Annotated in this window: 11 protein-coding genes; all 11 read right to left on the bottom strand. The window is 62.0% G+C overall.

The features are described from left to right. Window positions 1-82: 82 nt before the first annotated feature. The 11 genes from J1D76_RS19830 to flgK all read right to left on the bottom strand — a co-directional run bounded on the left by J1D76_RS19830 (window position 83) and on the right by flgK (window position 16,938). On the bottom strand, window positions 83-3,007 hold the full coding sequence (locus tag J1D76_RS19830) for a TIGR00180 family glycosyltransferase (RefSeq protein ID WP_421140027.1): 2,925 nt from the start codon (window positions 3,005-3,007) through the stop codon (window positions 83-85). Between the two features lie 52 nt (window positions 3,008-3,059). Next, window positions 3,060-3,788 carry a cephalosporin hydroxylase family protein gene (locus J1D76_RS19825; protein WP_421140026.1) on the bottom strand — a complete coding sequence of 243 codons (729 nt, stop codon included), beginning with the start codon at window positions 3,786-3,788 and terminating at the stop codon, window positions 3,060-3,062. Between the two features lie 30 nt (window positions 3,789-3,818). Next, on the bottom strand, window positions 3,819-4,484 hold the full coding sequence (locus J1D76_RS19820) for a NeuD/PglB/VioB family sugar acetyltransferase (RefSeq protein WP_421140025.1): 666 nt from the start codon (window positions 4,482-4,484) through the stop codon (window positions 3,819-3,821). After that, window positions 4,481-5,602: a DegT/DnrJ/EryC1/StrS family aminotransferase gene (locus tag J1D76_RS19815; protein WP_421140024.1), complete on the bottom strand. Its 1,122-nt coding sequence runs from the start codon at window positions 5,600-5,602 to the stop codon at window positions 4,481-4,483. Before J1D76_RS19815 ends, J1D76_RS19820 begins: the two co-directional genes overlap by 4 nt. Then, window positions 5,599-6,825: a methyltransferase domain-containing protein gene (locus J1D76_RS19810; RefSeq protein WP_421140023.1), complete on the bottom strand. Its 1,227-nt coding sequence runs from the start codon at window positions 6,823-6,825 to the stop codon at window positions 5,599-5,601. The genes J1D76_RS19815 and J1D76_RS19810 overlap by 4 nt, the downstream gene beginning before the upstream one ends. Beyond that, the gene (locus J1D76_RS19805) at window positions 6,822-7,382 is read right to left on the bottom strand and encodes a dTDP-4-dehydrorhamnose 3,5-epimerase family protein (RefSeq protein WP_421140022.1); all 561 of its coding nucleotides are present in this window, start codon (window positions 7,380-7,382) and stop codon (window positions 6,822-6,824) included. Before J1D76_RS19805 ends, J1D76_RS19810 begins: the two co-directional genes overlap by 4 nt. Then, window positions 7,379-8,461, bottom strand: a complete 1,083-nt coding sequence (rfbG, locus tag J1D76_RS19800) for a CDP-glucose 4,6-dehydratase (RefSeq protein WP_421140021.1) — start codon at window positions 8,459-8,461, stop codon at window positions 7,379-7,381. Before rfbG ends, J1D76_RS19805 begins: the two co-directional genes overlap by 4 nt. Beyond that, window positions 8,443-9,216: a glucose-1-phosphate cytidylyltransferase gene (rfbF, locus tag J1D76_RS19795; RefSeq protein ID WP_421140020.1), complete on the bottom strand. Its 774-nt coding sequence runs from the start codon at window positions 9,214-9,216 to the stop codon at window positions 8,443-8,445. The genes rfbG and rfbF overlap by 19 nt, the downstream gene beginning before the upstream one ends. A 385-nt stretch (window positions 9,217-9,601) precedes the next feature. Beyond that, entirely contained in the window at window positions 9,602-13,192 is a 3,591-nt protein-coding gene (locus J1D76_RS19790; protein WP_421140019.1) for a glycosyltransferase, read from the bottom strand. 115 nt (window positions 13,193-13,307) lie between these two features. After that, a complete protein-coding gene (locus J1D76_RS19785) occupies window positions 13,308-14,879 on the bottom strand; it encodes a flagellar hook-associated protein 3 (RefSeq protein ID WP_421140017.1) in 1,572 nt (523 codons plus the stop codon). Between the two features lie 13 nt (window positions 14,880-14,892). Next, complete coding sequence (flgK, locus tag J1D76_RS19780) at window positions 14,893-16,938, bottom strand: flagellar hook-associated protein FlgK (RefSeq protein ID WP_421140016.1); 2,046 nt, start codon at window positions 16,936-16,938, stop codon at window positions 14,893-14,895. Between the last annotated feature and the right edge of the window lie 4 nt (window positions 16,939-16,942).

Below are 16,942 nucleotides of genomic sequence, written 5' to 3'. Positions count from 1 at the left end.
CGCCCGAACGAGCCTGTACCGCCCGAGATGAAAATCGATTTACCGTTGAACATGCTTAAATCCTTCTACCTGATCGCCGGGCTTAGCCGAGCAACTGAGCCCAGTTCACCGGTGCACTTTCGCCCAGGGCAAAACCTTTGCCGCTCAAGGCCAGATTCGCGTTGTAGGCCTGGTCCTGCGCGAAGGCTGCTGGCCACTTGTCGCGCAGCGCGTCTAGGGCCTGCGGCGGCTGTGGCACTTCACCGCAGTGAATGACCTGGACCAGCGGCGTCCACACCGTGAGGTATCCAGCCTGTCCAGCCTTGAGGCACAGGTCGACGTCGCTCAGGCCGGCGGCGAAGGTCTCGCTGTCCAGTCCGCCAACGCTGTCGAACAACGCTTTGCGCACCATCAGGCACACCTTCGACACGGCTGAGTAGTTCTGCTCCAGCGCCAACCGGCGCAGGTAACCTTCGGCGTCCTGCTTTTCACCGACGAAGGCTGAGCCAACGCCGTCGTTCAGGCCAAGGATCAAGCCCGCCTGGGTGACCTTGCCGTTACGGTCGATCAGCTTCGGACCGACCACCCCGACTTCCGGACGCTGGGCGTGATTGAGCAGCGACTCCAGCCAGTTCGGATTGACCACTTCACTGTCGGCGGCCATCAGCACCAGGTACGCGCCCTTCGCCTGCTGGCTGGCGGCGTTGTACAGGGCGGCTTCGCCCAACGGCTGATCGGCGTGTAGCACGGTGACTTTCGGATGCTGGTAAGTGCCCAGCCAGTCATTGATCTCGGCCGACGAATGCGGGTTGAGCGCAATCAGCACTTCGTACGGGTTGTAGCGGGTGCGCAGCAGGACGCCCTGCAAGCACTGCTGCAAGGCCGACAGATCGCCGCCGGCCGGGAGAATGATCGACACCAGCGGGCGCTCGGTGTGGCGATAGTCGACTTGATAAGTGCCCGGCACGGTCGAGGTGACCTTGGCCTTGTAGCCACGATTGCCCAGGTGACGCAGCAGCGCCAGGCGCTCGTCGGCGTTTTCTTCGAGTACCGGCGCTCGGGCGATCAGCAGCGGCTCATCCAGGTGCGCCAGACCGTTGAGGCCATCCTGCTCGATGATGCGCAGCAGCAGGTCGAATTCCAGGGCCTTGCTGAAATCGGGCTGGTAGCCGCCGACTTCCATGAACACTTCCCGGCGGATCAACCAGTGACGCGCCATCAGGGCCGGCAGACTTTGCAGCAGGTCAAGATTGAAGCCCGGGCGGAACACATCCACCAGTGCACCCTCGGCAGTGCGCTGGATTTCGTCGGTGGAGACGGCGCGGCAGCCCTCGGCAGACAACAGCTCCAGGCCGGCGCGCAACAGGCCGCCGGCGGTGAACTCGTCGCCGGCTTCTGCCAGCAGCAACCAGTCGGCCGTCGACTGGCGAGCGCTCTGGTTGAGTTTTTCGACGTAGTTGCTCGGCGTGACCCGGACAAAGTGCAGGGTGTTCTGCGCCGTGGTCGCCGCCGGTGCCTCACCGCTGGTGAAGACCACAATCTTGAACGCCTTGCTGTGACCTTCGAGCAGGCTGTCGAGGGAGACTTGCAGCTTGTCGATGTCGTTATCCAGGTCGAGCAGGAAAATCCCGAACTGCGGGCCGCCGTCATTGGCTAGCAGGTGCTGATTGATCGCCTCAGCCTCGTGCACATCGGGCTGACGGGGCGCAAGCCACTTGAGCAGCCGACCGGACAGCGTCTTGTCGAATGTCGCGCGATTACCCTCGACTGAAACCGACTCAAGACGTTCGGCCCAGTCGCGCAGTTTATCGGCCTCTTCGTCTTCGCCCAGCAGCTCCAGCTGAGCCACCAGACGCTTGACCACTTCGCGGTTGAACACGTTGATGTCGTGAGCTTGCCACAGACGGTCGACGACGCTTTGCGGCGTGTCATTGTTACGCGCCAGCATCAGGTTCTCCTGGCGGGTCCAGACACCCTCCAGCCCCTGCAATTGAACGCGACCGGCCGGCATGGCGTGCAACAGGAATTCGAACTGGGTCAACTGATCGAAAAACGCCTGGTTGTAGAACGGCATTTCGACGTATTGCTTCGGGCCGAAACGGCGCATGGGGCCATTCTCGACGCTCGTCCAGCCGGAGTCGATAATCAGCTCGGTGGTCAGGGCGCGACCGGTACGCAAGCTATCGGCCAGGGCTTCGAAGCTATTGAGGGCGAACTGCCGGGCTTGATCCGCGTCTTCAGCTTGAATCTGAGTCGGCAGCCCGAAGAGAAAATCGGCAAAGGCTTCACGCTCGGCGACTGACTTGGCATCCGTGTGCGCCAGCGTGTGGTAGATCTCGGTGTTGTGGTCCGAATAGCCATAGTTCATTTCGCGCACCACATACGGGATTGGCAGGATCCGTGCCTTGCCCCGCGCCAGCATGTAGTAGGTGTGACCGATTTCCTGCCACTGGAAGGACGTGTCCTGAGGCATGGCCTCATACCAGTCACGGACCAGGTCGGTGCGCTGGACGGCATAGAACGGCGGCAGGTACTGGTGCATGTAGTCCAGCACACGCTCCTCGGCGTGCTCGGACGAATAGTCCTCGCAGACCTTCTTGTCACGCCGGAAGTAACTGACGTTATTGGGCTGCGACAGGTACATCATGCTGTAGCCGTGGCACAGGCCGTAGTCGGGGTTGGCGTCCATGAAGGCAACGGCGGCGCGCAGGGCATCGTGCACATGGAAGTCATCGTCGGCGGCAAACACCATGAACGGCGTGCGCACTTGCTCCACGCCATGGGCCAGCTTGGCACGCACACCCCAGTATCCAAACTGCGGGACGTGCTGGTAGTCCACATTTTCATACTGCGCGGCCAGGCCTGGCTGGCCTTCCTTCGAAGAGTCCAGCACCAGAATCCTGCAAGGCAAGCTGCTGTAGAAACGGGCCGCCCTGCGCAAGAACGCCGGCCGCTCGTGTGTCATCAGCACCACGGTCAACTGTTCGTTGAGTGCCAACCGGTGTTCAGAATTAGTCTTGCCTTGCATACATTTCCCCACAACGGCTTACCGCCGAAAAAACCCAACGATGTCTTGTCGATTACCGAACGCGACGCAGGTAGCCATCCGGCGCGACAGTGATCAGCAGCTTGCTGTGAATGGCCCGATCGATTTCAAAATCGCGATTTTCTTCCAGGTAGGCCCATACCGCGGTTTTCGGGTTATCGCCCTTGCCCCACGGACGGTCCGGGAACGCGTCCTCCGGCATGTCTTCAACCACGGTATCCATCACCACGCAGTAGCTGCCCACCGAGGTCATTGGCGCATAGGCGCGCAGTTCTTCCAGTACGTGCTCGTGGGTGTGGTTGGAGTCCAGGACCACCAGCACTTTCTTGCCTTCGACGCGTTGGCGAACCTGGTCGACGATGGCCGGGTCAATGCTCGAACCCTGGATCATCTGGATGCGCTTGCTCATCGGGTGCGCTTCAATCGCCTCTCGGTTGTGCTGGCGGATGTCGATATCGACACCCAGCACTTCGCCGTGGCCGATCAGCTCCAGCATCGAGGCGTAAAACACCAGGGAGCCGCCGTGGGCGATACCGGTCTCGACGATGATGTCCGGCCGCAGGGACCAGATGATCTCCTGCATGGCAACCATGTCCTGGGGAAACTGGATAATCGGGCGGCCCATCCAGCTGAAGTTGTAGGTGTACTTGTGTTTGGCGGTGGTGCCGACCCAGTCCAGCGAAGTCGCTTGCAGCGCTTTATCCTGTTGCAGGCCTTCGATGTTCTCTTTTACTTCTTCACGAAACTGCTCATGAGGATTCATTACAAACTCTCCGAAAATTAGCCGCGGCGGTTAACTGAAAACCCGACCGTCTTGAAAGGAAACCGGGTTGGTCTTGATGGTCCTGGCGGGATTGCCCACCACAACCGCGTAATCTGGAACGTCTTTGGTGACCACGGCGCCGGCACCGATGGTGGCCCAACGGCCGATCCGCAGACGCGGCAGTATCGTGGCGTTGGTGCCGATGAAAGCGCCGTCTCCGACCTCGACACACCCGGCGATGCTGACGCCGGGGGCCATGAAGACCGAATGGCCGATTTGCCCCTCGTGCCCGACCACGCTGCCGGCGCTGATACTGGTGTTGTCACCCAGGCTGACTTGCGCCTGCATGATCACGCCCTCTTGCAGATAGGTGCCGACGCCCATCGTGATCATCGTCAGGTCGACGCCCGGGTGGATGAAGTTGCCCAGCGTGCCGCCGGCCTCGACGATCTCGCAGGTGGTCTGGTAGCGAAGCTCCGTGCTGCCGGTAATCAAATTGACAAAGCGCGTGTCCGGGCCTTTCAGCTCGGCCACTTTGTCGGTGCCACCCACCACCGGCACGCCATAAAAGAGCGTGCCTTGCTTCGCCGGGGCGTTGTCGAGAAAAGCGAACTGCACATCCGGCTGGCGGCGTTGCAGGGTGAGGATCATCCGTACCGCTTCAGGATTGGCCGCCCCCAGCAGATAGACCTTCATGGCCGGGTCCCTTTGAGTACCAAGGTGCGCAGGACCTCAATGACCCGGCGCTGATCGTCATCGGTCATGTCGTGGTAACTCGGCAGATTGATCGCACGTTCCGGCAGCGAATGGGCCACGGGCGATTCAGGCACCATGTCACTGAACATCGGCAACGACGACAGCGGCCAGAAGAACACCCGAGCGTCGATATCGGCTGCCTGGAACGCGGCGATCAACAGGTCCCGCGTGATTCCCAGTTCGCGGTCGAAGACGACCGTGGGCATCCAGTAACCGTTGCGCGCGTGGACGGGTTCAGGGTTCATGGACAAACCCGGCAACGCCTCCAGCGCCTCGGCGTAATGCTTGAAGATCGCGCGTTTTCGGTCGATCAACTCGCCGATCCGCTCGACTTGCGCAACACCGACGGCGGCTTGCAAATTGCTCATCTTGTATTTGAAACCGAGGAAATCCGGCCAGAACTGCTTGCTGCTGCCGGCCACCCGGCCGTGGTTGGACAGCGTCAGTACCCGGTCATACAGGGCTTTGTCCGACGTGACGAACATACCGCCTTCACCGGTGGTCATCGTCTTGGTGCCATGAAAGGAAAACGCGCCGAATGCCCCCAGGGACCCGGCCGCCTGGCCGCGCCACTGCGAGCCGACCGCCTCGGCCGCATCTTCGATGACCGGCAGGCCAAACTCGCGCCCGATGGCCAGCAATGCATCCATATCGCAAAGGTTGCCGTAGAGGTGTACAGCCAGTATCGCCTTGGTTCGCGGGGTAATCGCGCGCCGTACCTGCTCCGGGTCGAGGCACCAGCTATCGGGCAATACATCCACGAACACCGGGGTCGCGCCCAGGTAGGTGATCGGTGCCGCCGAGGCAATCCAGTTGGTGTCGGCCAGGATCACTTCGTCGCCCGCGCCGATGCCCAGCGCCGCCATCCCCATGTGCAGTGCACCGGTACAGCTGGAAGTGGCGATCGCATAGGGCACGCCCATGTGTTGCGCGAAGTTTTTTTCAAAGCGCGTGATGTATTCGTAGCAACGCTCGCCCCAGCCGTTCTGCACGGCATCGAGGACGTAACGCGCTTCCAGCTCACCGACACTGGGTTTGGTGTAATGAATTCGGCTCATCGAATGATCAACTCGGGAATGGCAATGACAAAACGACCGTCCCATGCACGTATGCCGGCAAAGGCCTGGGTGATCTCATCCAGCAGGTTCCACGGCAGGACCAGCACGTAGTCCGGTTTTTCGAGATCGATCTGCGCCGGCGACACGATAGGGATGCGACTGCCCGGCAGGAACTTGCCTTGCTTGTGCGGGCTGGCATCGGCGACCCAGGCCAGCAGATCCGGCTTGACCCCGGCGTAGTTCAGCAAGGTGTTGCCCTTGGCTGCGGCGCCATAGCCGACCACGCGCTTGCCGTCAGCCTTGGCCTGCAACAGGAAGCGCAGCAGTTGATGCTTGATGCGTTCGGCGGCCGGCGCGAGGGTCGCGTAGTAACCAGGGGTTTTCACGCCTGCGGCGAGTTCGGCCTGCAACTGTTGTTGCACCGCCGGTTGCACGTCACGGTGCTCGCCGTCCAGGCGTTGCACGAACACCCGCAGCGAGCCGCCGTGGGTCGGCAACGGGCTGACGTCGAACACTTCAAGGCCGTTGCGCGCGCAGAGGGTTTGCACCGCGGTCAGCGACAAATAGGAATAATGCTCGTGGTACAGCGTGTCGAACTGCTGGCCGGCCATCAGCGTCAGCAATTGCGGGAATTCGAACGTTGCCACGCCGGTCGGCTTGAGCAGGGTCGCAAACCCGCCGAGGAAATCATTGATGTCCGGTACATGCGCCAACACGTTATTGGCGGCCATCAGGTCGGCGCCCCAGCCTTCGCTTTGCAACTGCGCGGCGGTGTCGCGACCGAAAAACAGTTCGCGGATCTCCAGGCCTTTATCCCGCGCCGCTTGCGCGGTGCTGCGGGTCGGCTCGACGCCCAGGCAAGGGATGCCACGCCTGGCCACGTACTGCAGCAGATAACCGTCGTTGGCGGCGATCTCCACCACACGGCTGTCAGCGGTCAAGCCAAAGCGCTCGACCATCTCGGCCACATAGCGCTCCGCATGCGCCAGCCATGTGCTGGAGAACGAACTGAAATAAGCGTACTCGGCGTCAAACAGGCTGTCGGCGCTGGTGTAGTCCTCGGTCTGCACCAGCCAGCACTGCTGGCACACGGCAACCTTCAACGGCACCCATTGTTCGGCCTGCTCCAACTGGTCGCCCCGCACGTAGGCGTTGGACGGCGGCGAGGTGCCCAGGTCGATCAGCGGCAGGGTCAGCGCAGTCGCGCAACCACGGCAGTTCATAGGCGCACTCCGGCGAAGTGTTCATCGAGCGGCGGGTGACTGGCATCGCGCACCGACAGATTATTGACAGGCAACGGCCAGGCGATGGCCAGCCGAGGATCGAGCACCGAGAGGCCGCCTTCGTGTTCCGGCGTGTAGTCGTTGCTGTGCAGGTAGAGCAGTTCGGCGTCGGCACTCAGGGTCTGGAAACCGTGGGCGAACCCGGCCGGAATCAGCAGGCTGCGACCGTCGCCGGCGCGCAGGTGTTCGGCGTGCCAATGCAGGAAGGTTTCGGAGTCGGGACGCAGATCCACCGCGACATCCCAGACTTCACCGCGCAGGCAGGTGATCAGTTTGGCTTCCGGTGCCTGGGTGTTCTGGTAATGCAGGCCACGCACACTGCCGCGTTCGCGGGTGCAGGAGTGGTTGATCTGGCGGATGTGAAACGCCTGGCCAAACGCATTGAGGCTGCCCTCGCAGAACAACCGGGAAAAGTGCCCGCGCTCGTCTTCGAAGCGCTTGTGCCGGACGCTGAACAACCCGTTCAACGGCAGCGCCTTCAACATAAATTCGCTCACAACACGCCTCGGTACAGGTTGAGCTGGTTCAGTGTTACGGCGCGCATGTCGTCGCCGTTTTGCCACGCCAGGTGCCAATCGAGGGTCTGGGTCAGGCACTGCTGCAACGACCAGCGCGGTGACCAGGCCAGTCGTTGACGCGCCTGGCTGCTGTCCAGACGCAGCAGGCCGGCTTCATGCAATTCACTGGGCTCGATGCGCAGGCCGCGGGCTTGTGGCCAACGGTGGGCGAGCATCTCGACCACTTCGCCGACGCTGCACATGTCCGCTTCACTCGGGCCGAAGTTCCACGCGCCGGCGAACTCGGGACCTTGCTCGTACAAGCCAGCAGCCAGTTGCAGATAACCAGCCAGCGGCTCCAGCGCGTGTTGCCAGGGGCGCACGGCTTGCGGGTAGCGCAGGGTCACCGGCTCGTCTGCCGACCAGGCCTTGAGCACATCCGGAATCAGGCGTTCAGGGGCAAAATCGCCGCCGCCCAGCACATTGCCGGCACGGGCCGTGGCCAGGGCCAGACCATGCTTGGCGTGCTTTTGTGGCGCGAAGAACGACGCGGCATACGACTGCGCCAGCAACTCGCAGCAGGCTTTGCTGCTGCTGTACGGATCGTGACCGCCGAGGGCTTCGTTCTCGCGGTACGGCCACAGCCATTCCTGATTGGCGTAGACCTTGTCGGTGGTCACCAGCACGCAGGCGCGCACACCGCCGACCTGGCGGATCGCTTCGAGCAGGTTGAGGGTGCCCATGACATTGCTGGAATAGGTGCCCAACGGATCGCGATAGCCTTCGCGCACCAGCGGTTGCGCCGCCAGGTGCAGGACGATTTCCGGCTGGGTTTCGGCGATCAGTTCCAGCAACGCGCCCAAGTCACGCAGGTCGCCACGCTGATCGTTGATGCCTTCGCACACCCGCGCCAGTTCGAACAGGCTCGGCTCGGTCGACGGGTCGAGGGAAAACCCGCTGACCTCGGCGCCGAGGCTTTGCAGCCACAACGTCAGCCAACTGCCCTTGAACCCGGTATGGCCGGTGACCAGCACCCGCTTGCCGCGCCAGAATGGCGGGCTCAGTCCCATTGCTTCCATGGGGCCTCCCCGCTCTGCCACAACGCTTCGAGATGATTCTTGTCGCGCAGGGTGTCCATCGGTTGCCAGAAACCGTCGTGCTGGAACGCCATGAGCTCGCCACGCTCGGCCAGGCCGTCCAGCGGGCCGGATTCCCACGAGGTGTCATCACCGTCGATCAGCGGCAGCACTTTGGGCGACAGGACGAAGAACCCGCCGTTGATCCAGCCACCGTCGCCGCGAGGCTTTTCAGTGAAGCCCAGGACCGTGTCGCCATTGCGATTGAGCGCGCCGTAGCGGCCAGGCGGTTGCACCGCGGTGACGGTCGCCAGCTTGCCGTGCGCGAGATGGAAGTCCACCAACGCCCCGATGTTGAGGTCCGATACGCCATCGCCGTAGGTAAAGCAGAAGGCTTTTTCGTCTTCAAGGTAGCGTCGGGCACGGCGTAGACGGCCGCCGGTCATGGTCTCTTCCCCAGTGTCGATCAGCGTGACACGCCATGGCTCGCTGTAGTTCTGGTGAACATCCATGCGATTGTTGCGCATGTCGAACGTGACGTCGGAGGTGTGCAGGAAGTAGTTGGCGAAGAAGTCCTTGATCGCATAGCCCTTGTAGCCAAGGCAAATCACGAAATCGTGGATTCCGTGAGCGGAGTACTGCTTCATGATGTGCCAGAGAATTGGCTTGCCGCCGACCTCGATCATCGGCTTGGGCTTGAGGTGCGACTCCTCGCTGATTCGCGTGCCCAGGCCACCCGCCAAAATAACTGCCTTCATCCCCTTCCCCCTCTTGTTCGTCACAGGGCTCAGCCAAGCTGTATCAAGCTTTTGCGGGCCTTCTGGGTTAAACCTTCCGCCGTTCAGGGCGCATCCGGGCTGACCGGAAGTGCTCGTTTTATGGCGATTTGAGGGGGACTTGCAGGAAACGCGCCAGCTCTTTGAATCCGCCGCCGGGCAAGCACAGCCTCGACACAGGCTCTGCAGGAGCTGGCTTGCCAGCGATGGTCGTTAGCGATAACGCGTGTGAACTGAATGAAGGCGGCGCACTTGAATCCATCGCCAGCAAGCTGGCTCCCCCAGGCTCCCGGGATCGCGTGAAGAACCCAAAAAAACAGGCGACTCGAGGTCGCCTGTTTTTTTGCGGGAGGGATGCGGCGAGCGATCAGTCCGCCAGCCAGCCGTTTTCCCAATACCGCAGGTTATCGCCGCGCAGCACGTAGTCGCGCAGGACGATCTCGCGCAACTCATCGCCCATGCGATAGCTGGCGTCAGGGTCAGACAGGTGCATGCGTATCGCCTGCAGCCATTCATCGGTAGTGTTGGTCTTGATCCGGGTGCACGGCAGGTAGCCGCGATAGGCCTCGGTGTCAGTGCAGATCACCGGGTAACCGCAGGCGCCGTACTCCAGCAGGCGCAGGTTGCTCTTGCAGTCGTTGAAGATGTGGAACTCCAGCGGCGCCAATGCCAGGTCAAGGTTCAGGCTGGCCAGTTTGGCCGGGTAGACATCCAGCCCGATCACCCCGTGGAACTCATGCATGTACGGACGCAAATCGTCCGGGCACATGCCGAAGAACACCCAGTCGACTTCGTTGGCCAACTCGCGGACCACCTCGGCGATCACCGCCAGGTCACCATGGTGGCTGGTGCCGCCGCCCCAGCCGACCCGAGGCTTTTTCGAGGTACGGCGATGACTGCGCAGGTCGGTCCACAAGTGCGACGCCAACATGTTGGGCACCACGCGAATGTCGTGATGCATGTCCGACAGGGCGTTGCCCAGCGATTCGGTCGACACCACAACGCGATCGCACATGCCGATGGCACGGCGTACCAGCCGCTCCATTTCGTCCTTGCCCGGCATATTGCGGATATGCGCATTGCGATGGGGAACGTTGATCACGAAGTCATCCAATTCATAGATGCGTCGCGCGCTGGAGTATTTCTGCAGGTTCGGGATTTCGTTGATCGGGCCTTCGGAATAGCGCCCCTGCAAGATGATCACGTCAGGCGAATGGCGCTCGATTTCGATGATGGTCGGCATGTTGTAGTGAATGCGTCCCTGCGCGCGGCCGGCGGCCTCCAGTTCGATCAGGGGCTGGGTGACCCGGTAATGACCGATGGCCGAGGCATTGACCGGCAAGGCGAGAATCTTCGGCAGGTGTGCATTGGAAAACGGGCTCCAACCGGTGCGCAACCCCGGATCGAGGCTGAAACTTGCCCCGCCCAGTCCCTGCAACGCCAGGTTGGTGTTGTAGGCCGGATCACGGGCCACGATCGGCAACCAGCGTTTGTAAAAAACCTCCAGCTCCTGCTCGCCGCGCGCCTGATCACCATCTTGCGCCGCCGACGGTTGAGCGCCCAAGGCCAACTGGGCGTGAGGCGTCCACACCACCAGGTACCCTTCCTGGCCGACGCGCAGGCACAAGTCCACTTCGTTCAGGGACTGCGCCAGGGCCTGCTCATCCAGTCCACCCACCGCCTCGAAAACCGCCTTGCGCACCATCAGGCAATCACCTGCGACGGCACTGAAATCATGAGCGACCTGCAACCGGTACATGTAACCCGCCGCCTGCAGCGACTCGCCATGGAACGGCACGCCAGCCGGCCCTTGCAAGCCGAGGATCAGGCCGGCATGCAGCACGCGACCATCGGGGTTGAACAGCTTGGCCCCGACCACGCCGACTTCTGGACGCTGCGCATGATTGAGCATCTCGTCCAGCCATTCGGCCTGGGTAATCACCGTGTAGGGATTGAGCATCAGCACGTATTCGCCCGCGGCCTGCTGCACGGCGACATTGCGCACCGCCGCCGCATTGCCCTGCAATGCGCAGTCCAGCACCCGAATCCGGTTGCTGCCCAGTTGCGCCATGCCGGCGAACCAGTCCAGCGCGTCGGAGCTCTCGCTGCCATTGTTCACCAACAGCAATTCGTATTCGCCGTAGGCGGTTTTCGCAAGCAAGCTCTCGACACAGCGTTGCAACGCCAGGGTCTGGTCCTTGCTGACGATAACGATCGACACCAGCGGGCGATGACTATGTCGATAGTCGACCCGGTTGAGCAAAATCGAACTGCCCTCGCGGATGTCATGGGCGATGCCCAGGCGATGCAAATGCGCCTCCAGCAAGCGTGGGTTGGTGTCCACGACTTCCGGCTGCGACAACCACTTGGCCATGTCGTGCGTCGACTCAAGCAGGACCTCCGCAATATGCCCGACCAGCTGCGTGCCGGCACTCTCAACCATTCGCCACAACACATCGTGTGGCGCCAGTTCGCCGTACACCGGATCGAAACCACCCAGCGCCAGGAACTGCTCGCGCTCAAACGCCAGCGCTCGCCCCACGTACGGATAGCTGCGCATGAGATCGAGGTTGAAATCCGGCTTGAACGCAGGCTCAGCCGACTCCCCTTGGTGCAATCCACCTTCGTCGCTGTACAGGCACTTCAGTGCGGGTGTCAGCGCGATACGCTCAGCCATGACCAGCAGGGCCGGCGCCACCAGACGATCACCGGCGCGCAGCAGATAGAACCAGTCAGCACCGTCCAGTTGCGGCAACAGGTCGTTGACCTGCAACTGCCAGTCGTCTTGCAACGGCAAGCGGAACACCCGTTCGTCCAGCGCGGCTTCCGTGCAGGAGGCCGACAGCACCAGCGTCAGTTCGGGTGGGTAATCCTGGGCGGCCAGCGATTGCAGCGTGAAGTCCAGCGCCGAACGACTGCCTTGCTCATCGAGGATGATCGGTACGATCTTCGGCGTGCCGGGCCAAGCTTGCAGCGTGTCCGGCAGCAACGCGCGCTGGCCGTCGGTGAGGTTGCGGCAGGACAGCCACTGGGCGTACAGCTGCGCGAAACTGACACTGGCGATGCCGACGTGCCAATCCTGGGTAGTCTGCTTGGTCCCCAGGGTCCGGCTCAGCGGCAACTCTTCCCAGACCCGCGGCGATTCGTCGACCTTGCCCATTGGCAGGTAGCGTGCCCAGCCCTGGGCAGGCGCCGACTCCCCCCCACGGGCCTTGAGCATCTGCGACAGCCATTGCCGTTCGATTTCAGTCGTATCCTTCATTGCCTGCTGGCTGCTCAGGCGCTCGGGGTACAGGCGCTCGACGCTGAGCACGTGATTGGATACCGCCAGATTGCCGCGTCGCATCAGGCAGACGTACAAGGCAAAATCGAGGGTCGCGACAAAGCAGTTGCCAGGCTGAGTCAGCGCCGGGAACAGTTCGAGCACGTCAGCCCGACGGAACATGGCGTTGCTGAAGCCACCGAGGATATTGACCGGGAAGTTTTCAAAAATCGCCAGCAGGTCCTCGCCCTTGAACACCCCGCCCACCGGCGACAGCGGCGTGTTTTCCAGGCGCGAAGGCAGCGGCATGTCGTCGGCATCCCAGAGCAGGCGCTGGGCCACGACCAGATTGACGTCGGCACAATCTGTCAGCACCTGGGCCTGGCGCTCGACGCAGGCGCAGAACAACTGGTCGTCATCGCACAGGAACTTGATGTACTCGCCCTGCGCCTGCTCCAGGCAAGCTTGCAGGTTGCCCACCAGTCCCAGGGTGCGTTCGTTGCGCACATAGCGCACGGACGCGCCCTGCTCGACCACCGATGCCACGATGTCCTCGATCTGCGGACCGCGACTGTCATCGCAAACGATGATCTCCAGGTTGTCGTAGCTCTGACTCACAGCCGTGTGCAACGCACGACTGAAAAAGCGTGGATTGAAGGCGGGAATGACCAGGCTGACAAGCGGGAGTGAATTCACGGCGGGCTCACAGGCGGCGCGAGCCCGCCCTGAAAAGCGAGCCCTTTGATACCGCAAAAAAGACGATAAATACTGAAGGGGCAAGGCCATCGGGCGCCTGCGCGCCCGACCACCATCAGATCTTGTTGAACAGGCCCAACTGGGAAATCTTGCTGAACGCCAGCTGCGCAGCCTGCAACATGGTTTGCTGCAAAGTCAGGCGCGTCATGACTTCGGCCGGGTCGGAATCGCGAATCGACGACTGGCTCGCGGTGTTCGCCAGGGTCAGGCTCTCGTTGGTCGCGGTCTGGTTGTCCAGCGCCTGGCCACGGGCACCGATGGTGGTGATGGCCGAGCCAATCTGGTTGGCCGCGCTGTCGATGTTGCCCATGCCCGACTCCATGGCTCCCAGGAATTTCTGCTTGGCCACTGCGTCGCCGTCGATGGGCGTGTTCAGCGCGGTGATCATCTGGCCCAGGGTGTCGAGCACGTTCTGAGTCTGATGGTTGTTGGACTGAATCACGAACTGGTCGCCGGATGCCGGGGTGCCACCACCCAGGGCAAAGGTCACGCCTGCGGCGGTAGCGTTACCACCCGCTACGGTGCCCGACGAAACCGGTTTGCTGTCGGCGGTGATCGGTGCTGCGTACAGGTCGAAATTGCTGGCGCTGGTGAACTTGAGGATCGCCCCGCCCGACGGGAAGGCATTGGTATAGGCCGTCGGGTTGGTCACGCTGGAACCGGTGATGACTGCGGTCGACGCGTTGCCGGCACCGCGGGACGTGTTGAAGGTGTCCGACGTGGAAGACAGGTTGAAACTGTGGCCGGCGATCACCGCATCCGGGTTGGTGTCACCGGACTTGAGGTTGATGTTCAGCTGCAGGTCGACGCCACGGAAACTGACGGTCTGGTTGGCTCCGTTGGCGTTGCTGATCAAGCCGTTCTGGGTAGCCTCGGCGGTCACGTCGTTGCCCAGTGCGTCGGTGATCTTCAACTGGGTGCTGCTGAGGAAGCTGACCGTGTATGGCTGGCCACCGGAGAACTTGGCGTTGTAGGTGGAACTGGTACCGACGGTACCGTTGGACAGCACCACGCGACCATCATCCACCGCCGGAGCGGTCATGGTGGTCTGTGTCCGGCCGGTGTTGATGGTCTGCTGGAAAGCATCCCAACCGGTGGTATTGGTGCCAACCGTCATGCCATCGCCAATGCCCAGGTCGATGGTGGTCTGGTCGCCGTTGTAGCTGTAGGAGCCGTCCGAATTCTGCGAGTAGGGCGCGGTGTCGGTCTTCGAACCGGAGAACACGTAGTTGCCGTTCGCGTCCTTGGAGTTCATCAGGCCCAGCACTTGTTGCTGGATCTGGCCCAGCTCGGAGGCATAGGCCTTGCGGTCCGCGTCGGTGGCAATGCCGTTGTTGGCGGCGAGCGCGAGTTCCTTGGCACGCTGCAGCGCCGTACCAATGGAGCTGAGTGTGGTTTCCTGCAGGCTCAACGCACTCTTGGTCGAATCGATGTTGGTGTTGTACTGATCAAGCATCGCGCTCTGCTGGCCCAGTTGCAGCAAACGCCCGGCACCGATCGGATCATCGGCGGCGGTGTTGATGCGTACCAGGCTGCTGGCTTCGTTGCTGGTCGCGATCGCCTTGTTGAAGTTGCGCTGATAATTGGCAGCGGTTTGCTCGTAATACTGGGCGGTAGAAATGCGCATGGATTACGACTCCTTAAAGGCTGTTGATCAGCGTGGTGAAAATTTCCTGCGCAGCCTTGATGATCTGCGAAGACGCGGTGTAGTACTGCTGGTACTTGACCAGGTTGCCGGTTTCTTCATCCAGGTCGACCCCGGAGTTCGAATCCCGCGCACCCTTGGCATTGGTCAGGATCGCCGTGGTCGCGTCGCTGTCGGACTTGCCCTGGGCGGCCTTGGCGCCGACGTTGGTCACCAGCTTGTTGTAGGCGTCGGTCAGGCTGATGCCCTTGCTCGCCGTACCGGTATCGACGGTCTGTTTGGTTTGCAGGCCAACCAGCGCTTGCGCGTTGCGGTTGTCCGAAGACGCCGCGCCGGTCATGTTGATGGTGAAGCTTTCGCCGCTGGCGGGGGTGGCACCCACAGTGGTCTGCACGGTGAAGGTTTTCTGCACGGCAGGCGTGACGCTGTTGTCCATGACCGGCGCACCGCTGGCATCGACCATGCCGACGTTCAGGTTCAGGGTGTTGCTCTGGCCTGGAACAATGGTACCGGTACCGATCGAGTTACCCTTGGCATCGACCATGTTGTAGCTCTGGCTACCGCCACTGGCCGCGCCGAACACCAGCTTGACCGGTGTCGAATACTTGAGCGCGGTCTGCATTTCTGCCTGGGCCGCCGGGTTGTAGATATCGATGGTGCTCGTCAGCGTCGGCTGGGTATAGGTGCCGGTGTTGTTGGCACTGGTGACACCGGTCAACGGCGCGGCGGCCGCGATTTTCTTCGGGTCGGTCAGCACGGTCTGAATGCTGGCCGCTGCACCGCGGGTCGGCGTCACCTTGAACGAATCGCCGGCGCTCAACGCCCCGCCGTTGAGGTTCAGGCTGAAACCATCGATCACCGGAGCTGGCGTGGTCGTGGTACTGAAGGCGCCCATGTCGGTGCCGTCCGAGCGCTTGACGGTGTAGTTGGTCGCGCTGGTGAAGGTCACCTGGTAATCGCTGGTGGTCAGCTTGCCGGTGTCCTTGATGGTCACATCCAGGTTACCGGAGCCGGCACTGTTGCCCGCGGCTGCAATGCTGCGCTGGCTGACCAGGGCGGCACTGTTGATGTTGTTGAAGATCGCCGCGCCGAAGTCACCGTTCTTGTCGATGCCTTGCGCCTGCTGGCTGTTCATCTGGTCGGCCACCACCAACGCCACGCGCCCCAGCTCATTGAGCGACGGGTCGAGCACGTCCTTGCGGTAGGTCAGCAGGCCGCCGATCTGGCCACCACTGACCACCGACGTCACATCGATGGTGCTGGAGCCACGGTTAAGCTGCAACGCCATGCGCGATGGATCATCCTGGCTCGGCACGGTTTGCAGGGTGTTGGTGGTGTTGCCCACCACCAACGGCTGGCCACTGCCGATGTAGATGTCGTAGCTGTTGCCGCGCTCGACCACTTGTGTGCCGACCAGCGCGGACAACTGGCGCACGGCTTCGGTGCGCGAATCCAGCAGGTCGTTGGGCTGGTTGTTGCCAGTGGAGAGTTCGGAAATCTTCTGGTTGAGCGTGGCAATCGTATTGGACAGCTTGTTCACCTGATCGGCCATGTCGCCCAGGCTGCCGTTCAGGTTGGTGTTCTGATCGTTCAACTGCTTGGCAATCGAATTGAACCGCGCGGACAGCGCCTGGGCACCGGTCAGCACCGACTGACGCGAGGTGTCATCGGTGGCCGAGGTCGACACGCCCTGCATCGAGGTGAAGAACTTTTGCAGCACGCCGGTCAGCCCGGTGTTGGTATCGGACAGCGTGGCGTCCAGCGGCGTGGCCTGAGCGTTGTAGGCCGACGCTTCGCTGTCGAGCGAGGTGGCGGTACGCAACTGTGCATCGAGGTAGGAGTTATACACGCGGCGTACATCGGCCAGTGTGGTGCCCGTACCGATGAACACGTTGCCGTATTGGATCGAGCCCTTGGTGCTCTGCACAGACTGTTGGCGCGAGTACCCGGCGGTGTCGACGTTGGCAATGTTGTTGCCGGTGGTCACCAACGAGCTTTGGCTGGAACTCAGCCCCGACATCCCGATATTGAGCAAACTCATGATT

The organism is Pseudomonas sp. NFX15, assembly GCF_049132105.1.
Taxonomy (GTDB): Bacteria; Pseudomonadota; Gammaproteobacteria; order Pseudomonadales; family Pseudomonadaceae; genus Aquipseudomonas.
The sequence above is the reverse complement of the archived record's forward strand: the minus strand, read 5'-3'. Positions and strand labels throughout refer to the sequence as shown.